Annotated in this window: 11 protein-coding genes; 4 read left to right on the forward strand and 7 right to left on the reverse strand. The window is 74.8% G+C overall.

Features of this window, described 5'->3' with window-relative positions; genetic code table 11:
* Nucleotides 1-2: 2 nt before the first annotated feature.
* The 6 genes from OG488_RS10890 to OG488_RS10915 are packed head-to-tail and all read right to left on the reverse strand — an operon-like array spanning nt 3 to nt 11,645.
* Entirely contained in the window at nt 3-4,715 is a 4,713-nt protein-coding gene (locus tag OG488_RS10890; protein ID WP_329228219.1) for an SDR family oxidoreductase, read from the reverse strand.
* Complete coding sequence (locus OG488_RS10895) at nt 4,708-6,681, reverse strand: non-ribosomal peptide synthetase (protein WP_329228221.1); 1,974 nt, start codon at nt 6,679-6,681, stop codon at nt 4,708-4,710. The genes OG488_RS10890 and OG488_RS10895 overlap by 8 nt, the downstream gene beginning before the upstream one ends.
* The gene (locus tag OG488_RS10900; protein ID WP_329228223.1) at nt 6,678-7,745 is read right to left on the reverse strand and encodes a 3-hydroxyacyl-CoA dehydrogenase NAD-binding domain-containing protein; all 1,068 of its coding nucleotides are present in this window, start codon (nt 7,743-7,745) and stop codon (nt 6,678-6,680) included. The genes OG488_RS10895 and OG488_RS10900 overlap by 4 nt, the downstream gene beginning before the upstream one ends.
* A complete protein-coding gene (locus tag OG488_RS10905) occupies nt 7,742-8,962 on the reverse strand; it encodes a Coenzyme F420 hydrogenase/dehydrogenase, beta subunit C-terminal domain (protein WP_329228225.1) in 1,221 nt (406 codons plus the stop codon). Before OG488_RS10905 ends, OG488_RS10900 begins: the two co-directional genes overlap by 4 nt.
* A complete protein-coding gene (locus OG488_RS10910) occupies nt 8,959-10,230 on the reverse strand; it encodes an aspartate aminotransferase family protein (RefSeq protein WP_329228227.1) in 1,272 nt (423 codons plus the stop codon). Before OG488_RS10910 ends, OG488_RS10905 begins: the two co-directional genes overlap by 4 nt.
* Nucleotides 10,227-11,645: a 3-phosphoshikimate 1-carboxyvinyltransferase gene (locus OG488_RS10915; RefSeq protein ID WP_329228228.1), complete on the reverse strand. Its 1,419-nt coding sequence runs from the start codon at nt 11,643-11,645 to the stop codon at nt 10,227-10,229. The genes OG488_RS10910 and OG488_RS10915 overlap by 4 nt, the downstream gene beginning before the upstream one ends.
* A 480-nt stretch (nt 11,646-12,125) precedes the next feature.
* Between OG488_RS10915 and OG488_RS10920 the strand changes: the two genes are divergently transcribed.
* Together OG488_RS10920 and OG488_RS10925 are read left to right on the forward strand one after the other, a co-directional pair.
* Nucleotides 12,126-13,133, forward strand: coding sequence for a helix-turn-helix transcriptional regulator (locus OG488_RS10920; protein WP_329228231.1), 1,008 nt, complete (start codon nt 12,126-12,128; stop codon nt 13,131-13,133).
* 224 nt (nt 13,134-13,357) lie between these two features.
* Complete coding sequence (locus OG488_RS10925; RefSeq protein ID WP_329228233.1) at nt 13,358-13,930, forward strand: GNAT family N-acetyltransferase; 573 nt, start codon at nt 13,358-13,360, stop codon at nt 13,928-13,930.
* Between the two features lie 2 nt (nt 13,931-13,932).
* Here the strand turns inward: OG488_RS10925 and OG488_RS10930 are convergent, their stop codons facing one another.
* Nucleotides 13,933-14,448: a GNAT family N-acetyltransferase gene (locus OG488_RS10930; RefSeq protein WP_329228234.1), complete on the reverse strand. Its 516-nt coding sequence runs from the start codon at nt 14,446-14,448 to the stop codon at nt 13,933-13,935.
* 161 nt (nt 14,449-14,609) lie between these two features.
* Here OG488_RS10930 and OG488_RS10935 point away from each other — a divergent pair, with 161 nt between their 5' ends.
* Both OG488_RS10935 and OG488_RS10940 read left to right on the forward strand, forming a co-directional pair.
* Nucleotides 14,610-19,079: a non-ribosomal peptide synthetase gene (locus OG488_RS10935; protein ID WP_329228236.1), complete on the forward strand. Its 4,470-nt coding sequence runs from the start codon at nt 14,610-14,612 to the stop codon at nt 19,077-19,079.
* Nucleotides 19,076-20,194 (forward strand): acyl-CoA dehydrogenase family protein, encoded by a 1,119-nt coding sequence (locus tag OG488_RS10940; RefSeq protein ID WP_329228238.1) that lies wholly within the window; start codon nt 19,076-19,078, stop codon nt 20,192-20,194. The genes OG488_RS10935 and OG488_RS10940 overlap by 4 nt, the downstream gene beginning before the upstream one ends.
* Nucleotides 20,195-20,258: the final 64 nt, after the last annotated feature.

Below are 20,258 nucleotides of genomic sequence, written 5' to 3' on the forward strand. Positions count from 1 at the left end.
CGTCAGCGCTCCTGTTCCTGAGGGGTCCCGGCCGCAGGACGCGCGGCCGGGTCGGTCTCCGCCGCCGCGAGCAGCCGTTCGAGCTCGGCCGGGTCGAGCCCGTCCAGCTCCCGTGCCAGCAGGGCGACTTCGTCGTCGGCCTCGTCGCCCGCCAGGAGGCGGTCGCCGACCAGGCCGGCGAGCGCCCGCGGGGTCGGATCGCCGAGCACGTCGGCCAGCGACACCTCGACGGAGAACTGCTCGCGCACGTTCGAGAGGAGCCGGACGATCAGCAGCGAGTCGCCGCCGAACTCGAAGATGTCGCCGTCGAGCGGCATGTCCTCGCTGCCCAGGGCGTCCCGCACCAGGCGGGCCACCTGGTCGGTGAGGTCACCGGCGTCGCCGTCCGCGTCGGTCCCGGTGACGAGGACCCCGGCCACCGGCTTCGCGATGCGCTCGTCGCGCACCCACTGGTCCAGCCGGTAGTCGATGTCCCAGGTGGAGACGGCCACATGGGAGACGTCGCGCAGCGTCAGGAGGCGGCGGATGGTCTCCAGGCCCTCCTCCGGCTGGATGGCCTTGTCGTCCATGCTGCGGCCGATGGCCGACAGGGCCCGCTTCTCGTCCTGGTGGTGCTGCCACACGTCCCAGGCCGCGCTGATCCACACGGTGCGGTCCAGGCCCCGGTTGGCACGTTCGGCCGCCGCGTCCATGAAGTGGTTGGCCGCGCCGTAGCCGAGCAGGCGCAGACCGCCGAGCACACCGGCGAGGGAGGACAGCATGAGGCAGAAGTCGACGGGGTGGTCGGCGAGGACCTTCTCCAGGGCGATCTGGCCGTGCGCCTTGGACACGAAGTGCCACCGGCACTGCTCGACACTGGCCGCGGTGATGGCGCGGTCCCACTGCTCACTCGGCAGACCCGCCGCGTGGACGACTCCGTCGAGCCCGCCGAACTGGGCCTCGACCTTCTCGACGGCGGTACGCAGTCCGTCCTCGTCGGCGACGTCGGCGTTCACCAGGAACGGCGTGGCCCCCGAGGCCTCCAGGGCGCGCAGCCGGCCGATCCGCAGCGCCGTCTCGTCGTCCTGCGGGTGTTCCTCCAGCCAGGCGTCCCAGGTCCCCCGCGCGGGCAGTGCCTCGCGCGTCAGCAGGGCGAGCCGGGCCCCGCACTCGCGGTGCAGCCACCCCGCGATGGTGGAACCGATCTCACCGAGCCCGCCGGTGATCAGGTAGACGCCGCCGTCCTTCAGCCGGGACTCGGCCGGTGCGGTCCAGTCCGCGCGGACCCGGGCCATCTCGGCGACCCAGCGGGTGGCCCCGCGCAGGGTGACGGCCACCTCCGGACGCCGGAAGGAGCCCAGCTCGACGGCGAGCGTGCGCAGCGACCGCTCGTCCGGCTGTGCGGGCAGGTCGAAGTGGCGGGAGCCGATGTTCCCGTGCTCCTGGCCGATGACACGGGCGGCCACGGCCAGCGTGACCAGTTCGGACGCCGGCTCGGGCTCGGCGGGGCTCACCGCGTACGCTCCGGCGCTCACCAGGTCGAGCTGTACGGGGCGGGTCACGCCGTGCTCGCTGAGCGCCTTCACCAGGGCGATCAGGCTGTAGAGCCCGGCCCGCTGGGCCTGCTCGAAGCGCTCGGTGCCGCGTTCTGGGGGGAGGGCCCCGGTCGACCACGCGTGCACCACGTGGCCGGGCAGCCGGTCCTCGGCGAGCAGGTCGGCGACGAGGCGGCTGTGGTCGTCCTCGGAGCCGGGGCGCACCGTCCAGGTGTCGTCCTCACGTCCGTACGCGTCGCCCGCGCGCACCGTGACCACCTCGCCGGCGAAGGCGTGCGCGGCGAGGCGCGCCGCGTTGCCGTCGGGGTCGGCGAAGAGGAGTACTGGATCGGTGAGCGGCCGGGCCGCGGTGTCCGGGGTGCCGACGGCCTGGCGCCACACGGGCGCCGAGAGCCACTCGTCCAGCGACAGCTTCCCGCCCGGGGCGACGGTGCTCCGGCCGGTCCCGGCGGTCAGGGTGTCCGGGCCGGGCTCGATCCAGTACCGGGTGCCCTCGAAGGGGTAGGTGGGCAGCGGCACCCGGCCGCTGCCGCGGCCTGAGTGGAAGCCCGCCCAGTCCACCGTCAGGCCGGCCGCCCAGAGCCGGCCGAGCGCGGCGTGCACCGCGGTGAGGTCGGCGCCGGCGTCGCGGCCCCGTGCCGCGGAGGTGATGACCGGCACCCCGGTCTCCCGGTCCGGGTGGCGGCGCGTGAAGGTGGCCAGGGTCTGGCCGGGGCCCACTTCGAGGAAGACGTGGTCGCCGTCGGCGAGAAGGGTGGCGAGGCAGTCGGAGAACCGGACGGTGTCGCGGAGGTGGCCGCCCCAGTACGCGGGGTCGGTGGCCTCCTCGTCCCTGATCCAGGTCCCGGTCCGGTTGGACAGGAACGGCGTCTGCGGGCGGCTGAGCTCGATGGTGCGCAGCAGCTCGGTGAGCGGGCCGACGGCGGGGTCCATCATCGGCGAGTGGAAGGCGTGGGAGGTGGTGACCTTGCGGTGGGCCACGCCGTCGGCGGTGAGCCGGGCGGTCAGCTCGCGTACCGCCTCCCGGCTCCCGGCGACGGTGCACACGGCGGGCTCGTTGACCGCGGCCAGCGCCACGTCGTCGCCGAGGTAGGCGGCCAGCTCGGCGGGCGGCAGCATGACGGCGGCCATCACACCTCCGGGAAGCGCGTCCACCAGGCGGCCGCGTTCGGCGATCACCCGCAGGGCGTCCGGGAGCCGGAAGACCCCGGCCAGGGTGGCGGCCACGTACTCGCCGACGCTGTGCCCGACGAGGGCGGCGGGGCGGATGCCCCACTCCTGCCACTGCCGGGCGAGGGCGTACTCGACGGCGAACAGGGCGGGCTGGGTGAGCCGGGTACGGTCCAGGCTTAGTTCCGGGGACGGAGCGAGACCGCGCAGGGCGGGGTGGAGCGCGTCGCGCAGGTCGAGCCCCAGGTGGGGCAGGAGGAGCTCGGCGCACTCGTCCAGGGTGTCGCGGAACACCGGCAGGTGCTCGTACCAGCCCTGGCCCATGGCAAGGTGCTGGGTGCCCTGGCCGGGGAACAGCAGGACGACGGGCCGGTCGGCGGGCTGCCCGGAGTCCTGGTGGGTGTGGCGCGGGTCCGCGCTGCGCAGGGCCCGTACGGCGGTGGCCCGGTCCGGGGCGGTGATGACGGCCCGGTAGTTGAAGGTGCGGCGCGCGGTGGCGAGGGTGTACGCGGTGTCGTCGAGGCCGGTGTCGCCGGACGGGCCCGCCTCGGCTGGAGCCGTGGCCTCCAGGTGGTCGGCGAGCGCGGTGCGCGCCGCCTGCAGCGCGGCCGGCGATTTCGCGGAGACCGGCAGCACCACCACGGGCGCGGCGTGGGCGCGGGGGCGGTCACCGCTCGCCGGGGCCTCCTCCAGGACGACGTGGGCGGTGGTGCCGCCCATGCCCGTGGAGGTGACGGCGCAGCGCAGGGGGCCGTCACCGCCCTCCCAGGGTTCGACGGCCGTGCCCACGCGGAAGCGGGTGCCCTCCACGGCGCACTCCGGGTTCCACCCGGTGAAGTGCGGGGTGGGCACGAGGGTGCGGTGGTGCAGCATCAGGACGCACTTGATGAAGGCGGTGACGCCCGCGGCCACGCTCAGATGGCCCAGGTTCGCCTTGACCGAGCCGATGGTGAGCGGCTGCGCGCCTTCGGCGGCGTAGGCCTGCGCCACGGCGGACAGCTCGATCGGGTCGCCCATCCTGGTGCCCGTGCCGTGCGCCTCCAGGTAGCTGACGTCGGCGGGTTCCACGTCGGCCACGGCCAGCGCCTCGGCGAGTACGGCGGCCTGTCCGGAGACACCGGGGGCCGTGTAACCCGCCCGGTCGGCCCCGTCGTTGCCGACGGCGGAACCCCGGACCACCGCCCAGACGGTGTCACCGTCGGCGAGCGCGTCGGCCAGCCGCTTGAGGACCACCACGCCGGCCCCGTTGCCGAAGACGGTGCCGTCGGCCCCGGCGTCGAACGGCCGGACCGTGCCGGAGGCCGAGGCGATGCCGTCGGCCTCGTGGAGGTATCCCGCCTCCTGGGGGAAGCGCAGGGCGACGCCTCCCGCCAGCGCGACGTCGCACTCCTGGGACAGCAGGCTCTGGACCGCGGTGTGCACGGCGACCAGCGAGGTCGAGCAGGCCGTCTGCACCGAGATGCTGGGGCCCGTGAGGTTGAGGTGGTAGGAGACCCTGGTGGCCAGGTAGTTGGGGTCGTTCCCCATCAGCGTGGGCAGGTCCTGGCGCATCCGCCGGATCGACCCCTTGAAGCCCTTCTCCCCCGTGAGCACGTTGTTCAGGAGGTACGTGCTGCTGAGCGCGCCGGCGAAGACACCGATGCGGCCGGGGTACTGCTCCGAGTCGTGACCGCTGTGCTCCAGGGCGGCCCAGGAGCACTGCAGGAACATCCGCAGCTGCGGGTCCATCCGCTCGGCCTCACGGGCGCTGAGGTAGAAGAACGACGCGTCGAACAGGTCGGCGCCCTCGACCGTCGAGGCGCGGCGCACGTAGCGGGGGTCGGCGACCGATTCCGGAGGGACCCCGGCGGCGCTCAGCACGTCCTCGTCCACGTCGGCGACCTGCTCGGTGCCGGCCAGCAGATTGCGCCAGAACTCCGCGTGGTCACGGGCCCCCGGCAGTCGGCAGTCCAGGCCCACGACGGCGATCCGGCCGTCCAGGGCTGCGTCGTCGTACGCGCGATCAGTCACGGGTCCCTCCAGGGGCCATGGTTCGGTCCCCGCCGGGAGGCGGGAGTGTCGGGGAGTGAGGGGCGCCGGTCCCGGGGCGGCGCGGGCGGCGGGCCGTGCGGCGGCGGGCGCCGCGTGCCGTGCCGCCGGCGGCGTCCTCGGTGCCGGGCCCGGTGGTGCCCGGTCCCTCGGCGCCGGGCCCCGAGGGGCCGGCGGCCCGCCGGATCAGCCGGATCAGGCTCCGGATGGTCGGCGCCCGGTAGAGGTCGGTCATCCGCAGTCCGGGGGCGATGGTCCGGGTCAGCCGTTCGTGCACGGCCGCCATGCGCAGCGAGGTGCCCCCGAGGTCGAAGAAGTTGTCGTCGGGGCCGGCGCCCGTGGTGCCGAGCACCTCGTGCCAGGCGGCGGCGACGGCGCGTTCGAGGGAGCCGGCGGGACCCGGGCCCGTGTCCTCGGCGGCCGGAGCCACCGTCAGCGGGTCGGGGAGCGCCATCCGGTCGATCTTGTGGTTCGCGGTCAGCGGCAGCTCGTCGAGCAGGACGTAGGCGGTGGGTACCGCGTGGTCGGGGAGGATGCCGCGGAGCGCCGCCCGCAACGCGGCGGCCCGGGGCCGGGGACCGGGTCCGGCCACCAGGTGGGCGGCCAGCTGGCGTTCACCGAGCCGGTCGGTGTAGGGCATGACGACGGCCTCGCGGATCTGCGGCAGCCCCTTGAGCGCGCTCTCCACCTCACCGGTCTCGACCCGGATGCCGGAGATCTTGACCTGGAAGTCCACCCGCCCGATGAGCAGCAGGGTGCCGTCGGCGAGCCGCCGCGCGAGGTCACCGGTGCGGTACGACAGGTCCGCGGCGACGGCCCCGGGCGCCAGGTAGGGGCTGACGACGACGATCTCGCCCTCGCCGGGCCCCTCGACCGTCCCGCCCTCGGCGTCCTGGAGGCGGACCGTGGTCCCCACCACCGGGAGGCCGAGGGGGAAGACGCCGGTCGGCGGACGGTAGCCGGGGTCCTCCACCCGCAGCAGCGCGCACGAGCACTCGGTGGAGCCGTAGGCGCCCGCGACCTGGCAGTGCGGCCCGAAGGCACGCCGGTGGGCGTCGAGGTCGCTGAGGTGCAGGGTGTCGCCGCCGAGGGCGAGCAGGCGCATCGCCGGGAGGGCGGTGCCGCGCGACTCCATGGCCCGGACGAGGGCACGGAAGACGGGCAGGGTCGAGTGGTAGACGGTGAGGCTCTCCCGCGCCATCCACTCCAGCAGTCCGCCCACCCCGAGCGATTTGAGGTCCACGGGGTACAGGGCGGCGCCGTTGAGCAGGGCGGCGAAGGTGTCCTGGACGGCGGAGTCCCAGCTGTACGCGGACTGCAGGGTCAGCCGGTCCCCGGGCCCGATCCGGAGGCCGTCGGTCCAGACCCGGGTGTGGTGCAGCACGTTGCGGTGCACCTGGGCCACGGGCTTGGGGCGGCCGGTGGAGCCCGAGGTGTAGAGCACGTAGGCCTCGCCGTCCGGCGTCGCCCGCACCTCCGGGTCGGCGTCGTGGCGCACCAGGTCCTCGTACGCGAGCACGGGCCGGCCCTGGGCGAGCGCCGTGGCCGACGGCAGGCTCCCCCGGACGGTGACGAGGGCACGGGCCCCGGAGTCCTCGGCCATGAAGGCGAGCCGCGGTTCGGGGTAGGCGGCGTCCAGCGGCACGTACGACAGGCCGGCCCGCAGCACGCCGAGGAGCGTGGCGATCATCTCGGCGCCGTGCGAGAACAGCAGGGCGACCCGCTCGCCCGGGCGCAGGCCGGCGGCGACGAGCCCGGCGGCCACCCGGGCGGACAGCCGTTCGGTCTCCCGGTACGTCCACCGGGTCGCGGGGGTGACGACCGCCTCCCGGCCGGGGTGCGCGGCGGCGGTCTCCAGGAAGCGGTGGACCAGGGTCCCGGCCCGCTCGGCGGCGGGGAACGGTCGGTGTCCGGTGTCCGGGGCGCCGGACGGGAGGGCGGTGGTCACGGTGCGTGGTGCTCCTCGGGTCGGTCGCCGGTGCGGTGGGAGAAGAGCACCGCGGGGTACGCGGGCCTCGCGCGCAGCTGGGCGTAGGCCTCGCCGGCGCGGTCCAGCGGGAAGCACGGCAGGCGCATCGCGGCCGGCCGGATGCCGCCCGAGACGATCAGGTCCAGGGCCCGCTGGAGGTTCTCGGTGACGGTGCCCTCGCCGTCCGGCGCCGTGACGTCGGCGCGGCCGCGCGCGTACGCGGCGTCGCGGTAGCCGGCGCCGCAGCGGGCCGCGTACCGGATGTCCAGGTTGCCCAGCTCGACGCTGAACTCGACCCGGGCGGCGAACCGCCCGACCCCGACCAGCCGGGGCCGTCCGGGGGCCCGGCCCGCCCAGCGGGCCGCCGCGGCGACGGTCTCGTCGGCGTCGCCGGTGCCGCAGAGCAGCACACAGCGGCCGCCCTCGGCCGAGGTGCGGGTGCCGGCCAGGAACGGGGCCGCCTCGGCGACGTCGAGGCCGAGCGCCGCGGCCTCCCTCAGCCGGTCCTGGCGCAGGTCGAGGAGGGTGACCCGGTTGCCGCGGGCGGCGGCGGTCTGCGCGACGAGCTGCCCGACGACGCCCGCCCCGACCACGGCGACCTCGTCGCCGGGGGCGAGCCCGGCACGGTCGACAGCGTGGACGGCGGTGGCGGCCAGATTGGCCACGACGGCGTCCGCGAGCGCGAGCCCGTCCGGGACCTTCCGGCAGAGCCGGTACCCGGCGGTGATCACCCCGGCGTGCACGGCTTCGCCCCAGCCCATCGCGATGACCCGGTCACCGGGGGCGAAGCCGGGCGCGTCGGGGCCGACGGCCTCGACGACGCCGGCGGAGCAGTAGCCGAGCGGGAACCGTTCGCCGGTGCGCGCGGAGCGGTCCAGGTAGTGCAGTTCGGTGCCCGGGCTGACCAGACTGTAGGCGGCACGGACGCGCAGCTCACCGGGGCCGGGCGCGGGGCAGTCGGCCTCCTCCAGCACGGGGAGCGGGGCACCCCCGGCGACCAGGCGCCGGGTGCGCAGCACACGGGCGGCGGGCGGGGCCGTCATCGCTGCTCCTCCGTGGTCGTGGGGGCGGCGATCCAGCGCTCGTCGGGGACGATCTCCAGGTCCTCGCGGAAGCCGGGTATGGGGCCCATCGGGGTGGGCTTGCCCGATCTCTCGTACGAGGCACGGCGGTTGCGCTTGCGCTCCAGTCCGAGGTTGAGGCCCGCGAGCTCCACGGGGCTGTGGGTGAGCAGGCCACGGGCCCGGCCCTCGGCGACGGCTTCGGCGCCGGCCGCCGTACGGATGAACACCCGCCCGTGCTTGACCTGTTCGCCGCCGCCCACGCTCGCGGCGAAGATGTTGGGGTCGCCGTCGCTGACGCTCACGTCGGCCAGGCCCGACATCCAGTCGCCGCAGGAGAGGCACCGGTAGGTCTTGTTGCCCGCGAAGTCCCTGACGGCCTGCCAGAAGGCGACCTGGTGCTCCGCCCCGTCGTCCGTACGGATCCTGATGTCGCCCGGGTACTCGCCTTCCCGGTAGCGCAGCCGGACCACGGACTCCAGGGGCACCTCGGCCCGGTCGCGGATCACGGCGGCGGTGCCCTCGGGCCGGGTGCTGGAGGAGCAGGCGGGTTCGATCGCCAGCACCACGTGGTCGCGGGCCCAGCGGCCCGCCGGGGTGTCCATCGCCTGGAGCTTGCGCAGCGCCTGGATGTGGCAGGCCACGCCGGTCATCGCGACCCGGGCGTCCGGCTCCTCCTCCATCACCTGGCGCAACGCGCCCAGGTAGGGCGCCAGTTGGTAGGTGGACTGGGCGGTCTCGGTCAGCTGGGCCGGGTCCCGCACCAGCGCGGGGGCCGCCCGCCACGGCTCGTCCGGGTCCCGGCCCATGGAGAGCACGACGTCCACGTCGAGCGCGGCCATCGCGGTCTGCAGGAGCGCGGTGAGGGTGCCGCCGCTGGCGGACGCCTCGAAGACCGCGGGGTCGAGCGAGTACCCGGCGACCACTTCGGAGAAGACACCGGTCCAGCGCTCCTCGGGGGTCCGCCTCCGGCCGAACAGCCTCTCCTCGGAGGCGGGGGTGGCGGGGTCGGCGCCGGGACAGACGTCGAGGCACTCGCCGCAGTCACCGCAGTCCGTGTCCGTCCAGGACGCGGCGGTGAGCACCGGGGCGAGCCCGTCGAAGCCGATGACCGCTTCCGGGCAGACGAGCTGACAGGCCCCGCACACGGTACAGAGGTCGAGGTCGAGTACGTCCTTCTGCAGTTGCTGGAACGTCACAGGGATTCCTCACTACAGGAGTCGGCCTCGGCGATCGCGGCCGACAGGCCGTCCATCAGGTGTCGGTACGCCGCCTCGTCGAGCAGCACGGGCGGGACGATCTTGACGCTGGCGCCTTCCGGGCCGCCTCCGAACAGCAGCAGCCGCCCGTCCAGGGCCGCCCGCAGCACCGCGCGGGCACGCGCGGGGTCCGGCACTCCGTCCCGTACGCAGTCGAAGGCGGCGAGCGCGCCCGCGGTGCGGACGGAGTCGATCCACGGGTGGCGGTCGGCCAGGGCGCCCAGGTCGGCGAGGAGCCGGGCGCCGAGGGCGCGCGACCGGGCCGGCAGGTCGGTCCCGACCACGGTGTCGAGCACGGCGGCGGCCGCCGCGCAGGAGACCGGGTGGCCCGAGAAGGTGGAGGTCTGCACACCGGCGGGCAGGGCGTCGACCACGTGCCGCTCACCCACGACCGCCGCCACCGGGAAGCCGTTTCCCAGCGTCTTGCCGAGCAGGGTCAGGTCGGGCTGTTCGGTCATCGTCTCGGCGGCGAACATCCGCCCGGCGCGGCCCAGGCCCGTGTAGATCTCGTCCAGGACGAGCAGCGCGCCCCGGCGGTGCGCCTGCCGGGCGATCTCGTCGAGCAGGTCCGGCGCCACCGCCAGGACGCCCTCGGTGACCTGGACCGGCTCCAGGACGACCGCGGCCGTCCCGCCCAGCAGGTCGGCCTCGTCGAGCGCGGCGGACAGGGCGGCCGCGAAGTCCCGGGCGTCGTCCGGGTGCGGCCGGCGCGGGTCGGGCAGCTCGGCGCGCACCACGGGGCCGGCCGTCCGGCCGCTGTAGGCCTTGAACTCGGCACGCCAGGTCAGGGCGAGCGCCCCCGCGGTCTTGCCGTGGTAGCCGTGCCGGAAGGCGACCACCGCGCGGTGCCCGGTGAAGGCCCGGGCGATCTTCAGCGCGGACTCGACCGCCTCGGCGCCCGTCGTGGTGGGAAGGACGGCCGGGTCCTCGTACGGGCTGATCCGGCCGATGGCGGAGACCATCCGGGTGCGCGCGTCGGAACCCAGCTTGCAGCCGGTGTGGGTGAGCCGTCCGAGCTGCCGGGCGGCGGCCGCCGTGACGGCGGGGTGCTGGTGGCCGAGGGTGGCCGCGCCGCTGCCCGACGTGCCGTCGAACCAGGCGGTGCCGTCCTCGGTGTAGAGCCAGGGGCCGCTGCCCGTGGCGAACTCGGGTCCGAGCACGGTGCCGGTGGAACGTGCCTCGGGGGCCTGGGCCTTCACTTCCGTCATCGGTTGCTGTCCTCGCAGATCCTGGCGCCGACGGCACGCTGCACACCGGCGAAGTCGGGGAACGACGTGCGGTGGCAGGCGCCGCCGGAGACCGTGGTGCGGCCGGGCAGGACCATCGCGAGGGTCGCGGCCGCCATGGCGATCCGGTGGTCCTCGAAGCCGGGCACGAGGCCGGCGCCGAGTGTGGAGCCGCCCCGGACCAGGAGGCCGTCGTCGGCCACGTCGACGGTGGCTCCGAACGCCTCGGCCATCCGGGCCGTGGTGGCCAGCCGGTCGGTCTCCTTGAACCGCAGCTCCTCGGCGCAGCCGATCCACGAGTCACCGGGGAGGGTGGCGGCGACCGCGGCGAGCAGGGGGACCTCGTCGATCAGCGCGTGCAGGAGGGCCGGGCTGTCGACCCGCACGGAGGTCACCGCGTCCAGACCGCCGCGCGCGACGACGGTGCCGACCGGCTCGCCGCCGGCGGTGGTGCCCCGGTCCTCGTAGGAGATGTCCGCCCCGGCCGCGCGCAGCACGTCGAAGAAGCCGAGCCGGGTCGGGTTGAGGCAGACCCGCGGCACCCGGAGCGTGCCGCCGTCGCCCCAGAGCAGATGGGCCGCGACGGGGTAGGCCGCGAGGGACGGGTCGGACGGGATGTCGATGACCTCGGGCACGGTGAATCCGCCCCCGTCGCAGACGACTTCGCGCTCCGTCCCCGTCAGCCCCGTGCCGAACGCCGTGAGCATCCGCTCGGTGTGGTCCCGTGATCTGACCGGGTGCCGCACCGTCACCGGCAGCCCGGCCGCCACCGCGGCGAGCACCACGGCCGAGCGTGCCTGCGCGCTGCCGACGCGCAGGTCGACCGTGCCCGGGCGGTCGACCGGGCCGGCGATCCGCACCGGCAGCCTGCCGGGCTCGCCCAGATACGTGAGGTCCGCGCCGAGCTCGGTCAGCGGGTCCACCAGCCAGTCCATGGGCCGGTGCCGCAGCACCTCGTCCCCGTCGACGACGGCGTGCGTGCCCGTTCCGGCGAGCACGCCGATCAGCAGGCGTGCGGCGGCACTCGACCCCTCGGTGTGCAGGTACGGAACGCCCTCCGGCCAGACGTCCACGTCCGGATGCGGCCGTACGGACTGCGGCCGGGGCGTCACGGGCTGCCGGACCACGAGCGCGTCGCCCTCCGTCCCGACGCCCAGGCCGAGGGCGCGCATCGCGGGGAGCAGGGCGCGCACCGCGCCACCCGGGTTGGCGCCCCGCACCGTGAGGGTCGCGGGCGCGCCGGGCAGCAGGGCCGCGAGCAGCGCCCGGTGGCTCACCGACTTGTCGCCCGGCACGACCACCTCGTGTGCCGCGCCGGATCGCGTGGTCCTGCCGCCGTCCACCACGAGGTCCGCCGACTCGGTCATCGGCATGGCGAAGCTCTGGACATCTGGCACTGGTTACTCCTCTTCTGACGCCCGGGTCACCGGCGGGGTGGTCTGGGGAAGTGGTCTGGGGAACCCAGCACCGCGGCGGGCTCTGAAAGGGGTGGGCCCGCAGCGCTGCGAACCGTGCGGCGGATCCGGGGCGGCCTGGGTCCGACGCGTGAGGACGGTGGAGCCGGGCGGTGCACCGCTGCCGCCCGGGGGATGCCGTGGGCCGTGTGGCGGGGCCGTGTGGCCCCGCCCCCACCGCACCGGCCCGGCTCAAGCTGTCACGGCGGGGGACCGGGTCACAGGGGCTCGCGCTGGCCACCCCGTGACTTGGCCCCAACCGGACAGCCCGGACCGGGGCCGCGCGGGGTGTCGTGGAACGTCCTGGCGAAACCACTCACGAGGGCGCGCCGGGCCCGGATGTTGGACCAGTACCGGCAAGGACGTGCTGCTCATTACCATGCAAGGGGCAGCGCGACACGGATCGTTGGGGGACACGGGCAGATGGACGCACAGGGGAAGGCGCAGGAGCTCTTCCGCTTCATGCTCGACGATCCCGACTGGACGCCGGAGGGCGCCCGGCGCAGTCTCGGGTTCTCCCAGATCGACCTGGAGCTGGCCCAGCACTCGCTGCTGGAGGCAGGGCTGCTGCACATGCCGCGCGGGAAGCCCGCGCGTCCCATGGCGGTCGAACCGGCGATCGCCGTCGCCAGGCTGCTCGCGATGGAGGAGGAGGGCGCCAGGAACTGGATGGCCTCCGTGCACGAGAGGCGCTCCACGCTCGCCGCGCTCGGCTCGAAGATGATGCGGCTCCAGGCACAGGCCGACACCGACACCCGGGTCGGGCTGCTCACCGGCCAGGAGCGCATAGCCACCGCGCTGAACGGGGTCTCGGTGACCGCGCAGCAGGAGATCCTCAGCATGCATCCGGGCACGCCGCTGCCGCGGACCGTGCTGGAGGGCAGCATGGACCGCAACCGCGCGGCGCTCGAACGGGGCGTCACCATGCGGTCCCTGCACCTGGAGGCCATGAACAAGGTGCCGCGCGCGAGGGCGCACCTGGAGGCGCTGGAGGACTCCGGGTGCCAGGTCCGGCTGACCCCGGCGCTGCCCTTCCGGCTGATCCTCGTCGACGGGGTGCTCGCGTACGTCTCGGCCCCCTCCGCCGGCTCACAGGTGTCCGCGCTGGAGATCCGGGGGGAGGAGATCTGCTGGCTGCTGCGCCAGGTCTTCGAACACTGCTGGCTGCACGGGAGGGCCATCCCCAAGGGGGAGAGCGCCGTGCAGGAGGTGGATCTGTCGGACCGGGAGAGGGCCGTGCTGCGCATGCTGGCCGCCGGGTACACCGACGCCTCCGTGGCCCGCGCCCTGGGGATCTCCACCCGTACCCTGCGCCGGATGACCACCGTGATCCTGGAGAAGATCGGCGCCCGGAGCCGGTTCGAGGCAGGGGTCAGGGCCGCCACGCTGGCTCTCGTCGAGACGTCCCCGGGCGGCCCCACGGAGCTGTGAGGCGGGACGGCACGGAGCCCGCGTGCGGGGTTGTCCGATCGCGGCCACGGGCCCCGCGCGGGGTTGCCCGATCGCGGCACGGAGCCCCAGCGCGGGGTTGTCCGATCGCGGCACTGGCCGGTCCCGGTCAGCGGCCGGGCATGGACACCGGCCCGGCCGCTCCGTTGGATGGGCGCTGCAGTCCCTCAGGCAGCGGCTCGCCCCGTCGAAGGCAGGAACTCCAGATGGCTCCCGACCGTGCCGCGGCACCGGCCCGCGTCCCCTCCCCGCCCTCCGAACTGACCGACGGCGTGGTGTGGTTGCGGCCCGTGCGGGCCGCGGACGCGCCGGCCGTGGCCCGGGCCGGTGACGATCCGGAGGTGGCGCGCTGGACGCCGTTCCCCTCCCCCTTCACCGCCGGGCACGCCGCCGACTGGATGGCGGCCCAGGACGCGGCCGGCACCGTCGACCTGATCGTCACCGACCGGGCGGACGGCACCCGGGTGCTCGGCTGGGTCGGGCTGCACGACCTCGACCTGCCGCAGCGGCGGGCGGAACTCGGCATCTGGCTGGCGGCCGACGCACGCGGCCGGGGCGTCGGCCGCCGGGCGATGGCCCTCCTGACGGGGTGGGGCTTCCGCGAGCTGGGTCTGCTGCGGATCGCGGCCCTCTGCCTCAGCGGCAACACCCGGGGCCGCCGGGCCATGGAAGCGGCCGGCTTCGTCCCGGAAGGAGTGCTGCGCGCCTACGAGGACGTGAAGGGCGTCCGCCACGACACCGCGATCCTCGGCATGGTCCGCACCGATCCGCGGGGCTGACCTCAGAGGGAGCGGACGAAGGAGACCCGGTCGAGGCCGGGCCCGTCGTAGTCGGGCTGGACGGGCCGCCCGTCGAGTTCCCCGGGACCCGCCTCGGCGGTGAATCCCATACGGGTGTGGAAGGCGAACGACCCCTCGTTCGCGGCGGACGTGATCGCGCGCACCACGCTGCGTCCGTGGTCCCTGCTGTAGGCGAAGAAGTGCTGGTAGAGGAATGCGCCGAGCCCACTGCGCTGCTCCTCGGGAGCGACCCCGACGAAATGAATGTAACTCTCGTCCATTCGCGTCTGAGACAGGAAGCCGATGAGGAATCCGACCAATTCTCCGTCCCGCTCCACGAGGAAACTCCCCGTGGTGAAATGCTGAAAGTAAAGGCGGGGCAGGAGAAGCGCCCGCTGGACACTTCCCGTGCTTCCCTCGAACTCTCCCCACCACCGGTCGAGCACCCGCAAAACACGGGCCTGGTCGTCGGGTTCCGGATGCCGGACCCGCATTCCATTGAATTCGATGATCGACATGGCGGGATGCTAGCACGGTCACCGAACACGGTGGCCGGGTCGAAAAGGACGCACATTCCGGCAGAGGACGTGGCCGCATACGGACACCCTCCGAACCTGTACAGGACCCTCTCGGCGCACCAGTATTCAAGCGTTCCCTCGACGGTTTATGGAGACGAATCATGCCGGGCTCACCCCTCTCCGCGGCAGCGGCTGTCCGCGACAAGCTGTACGCCGCCGGACTCGTCCTGCACCTGGAGGACGGAGCGCTCCGCTATTCCGCTCCGCCCGGCGCGCTCACCGAGGAACTCCGCAGATCGGTGCGCGCCTGCCGCGACGAGCTGATCGAGCTGCTGCGCGGGACGGAGGCCGGTCCGGACGGCCGGGACGCCGCGGGCTCCTCCGAGGACGCCTGGCAGTTCACGTCCGACCCCGGCTCCGCCGGCGCCGCCTTCTCCCTGACCGACCTGCAACAGGCCTACCTCATCGGTGAGCAGGACTTCTACGACCACCCGGCGCCCGCCGTGTTCGTGCACGAGTACGCCTTCACCGCCGGATCCCTCCCGGACGCGGACACCCTGCAGACGGCCCTGACCCTGCTCCGCCGGGCCCACGGGGCGCTGCGGCTCGCGGTGGCCGGCGACGGCACCCAGCGGATCCTGCCGGTCCCGGAGAGCGGCGGGGAGCCCTCGCTGGTCGACCGGCACGACCTGACCGCCCTCTCCGACGAGCAGGCACGGGCCGGACTCCTGGCGCTGCGCGAACGCCTCACGGACGACCTGCCGCCGTACGCCGAGGGACGCCCCTTCCTCCTCCGCCACGTCCTGCTGCCCGACGGCACCGCCCGGCTCCAGATCGCCCTGCGGCTGATCGCCTTCGACGGCGTCACCACCCAGTTGTTCTTCACCGAGCTGGCCCGATGTTGTGTCGAACCGGCCTACCTCCCGGACACGCTGAGCCTCTCCTTCCGTGACTACGTACGGGGACTGGAGGAGCGTCGCGCGACCGGTGCGCACCACTCCGCCCTGCGCTACTGGGAGCGCAGGGCCGCCCTGCTCCCGGCACCCCCCGCCCTTCCGGCCCGGCCGGCCGCCGCGCCCGCCGCCGAGGCCGCGGAGGAGCCCACCGCCGGGCCCCGCCCGGGCGCCCCGCTGCGCCGCCTGTCCACCCGCCTCGACACCGTGTCCTGGGCCCGCTTCCGGGCGCACGCCGCGGCCTCCGGACTCCCGGCGGGGAGCGCCCTGTTCACCCTGTTCGTGGAGGCCCTGCACCGGTGGTCCGACGGCGCGGCGGGCGCCGTCACCGTCCTCGCCTCGCACCGCCCCGGCAGCCACCCGGAGCTCCCGCGCGTCTGGGGCAACGCCAGCACCACCGTGCTCATCGGCTACGGCCCCGACGAGCCGGGCCTCTCCTTCGCCGACCGGTGCCGCCGGCTGCAGAGCGGCCTCTACGCGGACCTCTCCGCGCTGGAGGTCTCCGGCGTGGAGGTGAGCCGGTCGCTGCAGAGCAGTCGGCCGGGAACGGGCAGCCCGGCCCCCGTGGTCTTCACCAGCGGACTCGATCTGGTCGACGGCGCCCCCGGCGGCTTCCTGCTGCCGCTGCCCGGGGCCGAGTTGGTGCACAGCTCGATCAGCACGCCGCAGATCCTCCTCGACCACCAGGTGTACGAGGAGGGCGGAGAGCTGGTCTGCAACCTCGACTACGCCGAGAGCGCCTATCCGCCCGGTCTGATCGAGGAGTTGGCGGCCTACCACGGCGAACGGCTGCGGGCGCTGGCCGACGCCGCGGAGGAGTGGGGCGGGAGCGCCCCGGCCCCGCTGCCGGCCGCCCAGCTGGCCGACCGCCTCCGGGCCAACGCCACCGCGACGCCCCTGCCCACCGGCGAGCTGCACTCCTTCGCCCTGCGCTCGTGCCGCACCGCGCCGGACTCCGCCGCCGTGCGCGACGCCGAGGGCACGCTGAGCCGGGCCGGACTCGACGCGGCCTCGGCCGCGCTCGCCGGCCGCCTGCGGGAGCTGGGCATCGGCCGGACCCCGGACCGGCCCGAGCTGGTCGGCGTGCGGGTGCCCCGGGGCCGGTGGCAGTCGGTGGCCGTCCTCGCGGTGCTGCGCGCCGGCGGGGCGTACGTACCGATCGATCCGAGCTGGCCCGAGGCACGGGTCCGTACGGTGCTGGCGCACAGCGGCGCCCGGGCGCTGGTGACCGGGGCGGGGCTCGGGACACCCGGCGAGCTCCCCGACGGAGTGCCCGCGGTCGTCCTCGGCCCCTCCCCCGGCGCGGTCGTCCTCGACTCCCCCGGCGGGCCCGTGTCCGGGTCCCCGGGTACCGCGGAGACCTCGCCGGAGCCGGCGGGCGGCGGGCTCGACCGGAGTGCGTACGTCATCTACACCTCAGGGTCGACCGGCACCCCCAAGGGTGTGGTCATCTCCCACCGGGCGGCCGTCAACACCCTGCTCGACCTCACCGGGCGGTTCGCCCTGACGGCCGCCGACAAGGTGCTCGCGGTCTCCTCGCTCGCCTTCGACCTGTCGGTCTTCGACCAGTTCGCCGTGCTCGGCTGCGGCGGGACCGTGGTGTGCCCGCCGGAGAGCGCCGTGCCGGACCCGCAGGCCTGGGGCGAGAGCGTGCGGCGCCACGGCGTGACCGTGTGGAACTCGGTCCCCGCGCTGCTCGCCCTGACCCTGGAGTACCTCGGGGAGCGGGCCCGCGAACTCCTCGCCCCGCTGCGTCTGATCATGCTCAGCGGTGACTGGGTGCCGCTGCCGCTGCTGGACCGGCTGGCCACGTACTGCCCCGGCGCCCGGGTCATCGCGATGGGCGGCGCCACCGAGGCCTCGATCTGGTCGAACTGGCACCCCGTCGACGGCGTCCCCGCCGGCTGGCAGAGCGTGCCGTACGGGACTCCCCTGGCCAACCAGACGATGCACGTCCTGGACCGGAGCCTGGCCGACGTCCCGGCCTGGGTGCCCGGTGACCTCTACATCGGTGGCGCCGGCGTGGCCACCGGCTACCTCGGCGAGCCCGCGCGCACGGCCGCGTCGTTCCTGCGGCACCCCGTGACCGGTGAGCGGCTGTACAGGACGGGCGACCGTGCCCGCTACCGGCCGGGCGGCATCCTGGAGTTCCTCGGACGGGCCGACCACCAGGTCAAGATCAACGGCTACCGGGTCGAACTGGGCGAGATCGAGGCAAGGCTGACCGGCTGCGCCGGGATCCGCTCCGCCGTCGCGCTGGTCGACACCGCTCACGGCCAGCCGTACCTCGCCGCCTTCATCACCCGGGACGCGCCCGACGCCTCGCCGGACACGGCCCGGGCCGCTCCCGACGGAGCGGCGCTGCGGCAGGAGCTCGGCGCCACCCTGCCCCCGTACATGGTGCCCGCCGCGGTCGTCGAGGTGCCCGGACTCCCGCTGAGCGGCAACGGCAAGGTGGACCGCACTGCGCTCCTCGGCCTGCTCGCCTCCACGGCGCGCGGCACCGGGGAACCCGGCACGCCGGACGCGGCGGGCGGGCCCGCCCGGAGCCCCGCGTCCCCGGTGGAGGCCCGGCTGCTCGGCCTGTGGCAGGAGCTCCTGGGCCCGGCCGCGAGCGGCGTCACCGACGACTTCTTCGCGCTGGGCGGCAGCTCGCTGACCGCCGTACGGCTGTTCCGCGGCATCGAGGCGGTCTTCGGCCGGCGGCTTCCGCTGGCCTCGCTCTTCCAGAACCGGACCGTACGCGCCCAGGCGGCCCTGCTCACCGCCGCGGAGGACGGAACGCGGGCCGACGACACCGGACCGCTGGTCGGATTCGGCGGCAGCGGTGACCAGCACGTGGTGTTCGTCCACCCGGTCGGTGGTGACGTCCTCTGCTACGAGGAGGCCGTGTCCGCCCTGACGGCCGACCCGGACCTCGCCGCGCGGATCTCGCTGCACGGGCTGCGGGCCGCCGGGCTGCACGGCGCCGAGGAGCCCGCGAGCAGCCTCGATGCCATGGCGAAGCACTACGCGCAGACGCTCGTCGAGCGGCTTCCCGACGGTCCGCTGCACCTGGTGGGCTGGTCCCTGGGAGGGACCGTGGCCCTGCACACGGCGGTGCTCCTGGAGCAGGAGGGGCGGCCGGTGGCCTCCCTGACCACGATCGACTCCTTCGTCGGACGCCCGGACGGCTGCACGCCCCCGGTCGAGGTCCGGCTGGCGGGGTTCTTCGGCGACCTGCTCGGCCGGAGCGACCTCGGCGCACATCTCCCGGACACGGGCACGGACCTGTCCGACGAGGAGCGGCTGCTCGCCGCCCACGACGCCCTGTCCGCCTCGGGGCTGATGGGACGCACCCTGGAACCGGCCGAGCTGGCGCGGCTGTTCGCCGTGTACCGCAACAACTCGGAGATGCTGGAGCGCCATACGCCGGTGCCCTGGAAGCCGGGCGCACCGGCCGGGCCACCGGTGGAGCCGTGGCTGCTGATCCGCGCCGGGCGGACCGCGCGCCACACCTTCCCGGGGCTGCTGCCGCTCGACGAGGTCGTGGCGGACCCCGGCCCCGTACTCACCGTCGACGAGGACCACTTCTCGGTGGTGCGGGGGACGGCCGCTTCCCGGCTGGCCCGGCGGATCGGCGCGCTGTGCTCCGAGGCCCCCACCGCCGCCGACCGCCCGAGAGGAGCACGGGGATGAGGCCCCTGTCCGTGGAGCGCGCCCTGCTCGACGCCCATCTGCCCGGCTTCGACGAGTGGCTCGCCGAGCTGGGGATCACCGGCGCCGAGGACCCGGACGGCGACGTGATCGAGGAGTTCCGCCGGGCCGGCGGCGGCAACCTGTTCGTCCCCCGGGAGCTCGGGGGCGCCGGGCTCGGCTGCCGCGACGGCGTACGGCTCCAGCGGGCGGTCGGCGCGCGGGCACCGGCGCTGGCCGTCGCGACGACCATGCACCACTACAAGGTCGCCTGGCTGGCCCGCTCGCTCGGCGCGGACGCCGACGGGGTGCTCCGGGAGATCGCGGAGAAGCGCCATCTCGTCGCCTCCTGCGGCGCGGAGGGACAGGTGGGCCGGAGCCTGTTCACACCCGGCATCCAGGTCACCGCGGCCGACGGGGGGCTGACGGTGTCGGGCACCAAACGCCCGTGCTCCCTCACCCGCTCCATGGGCCTGCTCTCCATGACGGCGACCGCACCCGCCGGTACCGGACAGGAGGGCCGGCTGCTGGTGCTGGTGATCCCGGCGGACGGGCCCGGGATCCGGCGTGAGCCGTTCTGGCGCAACCGGGTGCTGCGCGCCACCCAGACCGACGCGGTGGTCCTCGACGGGGTGTTCGTACCGGACTCGATGATCATCCCGGTCGGTGACCCGGCGCTCTCGCCCGGCCGCTTCACCTCCAACCTCCTCTGGTTCCAGCTGCTCGTCACCGCGTCCTACCTGGGCGTCGCCACCGGCCAGGTGGAGCGGCTGTACACCGCGAAGCGCGGCACCCCGGGCGACCGGGTGGCCGCTCTGGCACCGCTGGAGACGGTGTGCGCCGCCCTGGAGGCGGTGGCCCGGGACGTGGACGAGCAGCGGTGCGACGACGATCTGCTCGGCCGGGCCCTGCTCGTCCGCTACACCGCCCAGCGGGTCATCGCGGAGGCCACCGACCGGGCCCTGGAACTCGCGGGCGGCATGCCGTTCGTGACGAGCGCGGAGGGTGTCGACACCCTGGCCGCGAGCCGGGGCCTCGCCTTCCACCCGCCGTCCGAGATCTCGGCGCGGGAGCCCCTCGACACCTGGCTCGGCGGCGGCGGACTGACCTTGATGTGACCGCGTCCCCGGGCAACCCCACCTCGCAGACCGATCGACGCGCCCGTCGGGGCGCAGCACTTGG

Source organism: Streptomyces sp. NBC_01460 (assembly GCF_036227405.1).
In the GTDB taxonomy this organism is placed as follows: domain Bacteria; phylum Actinomycetota; class Actinomycetes; order Streptomycetales; family Streptomycetaceae; genus Streptomyces.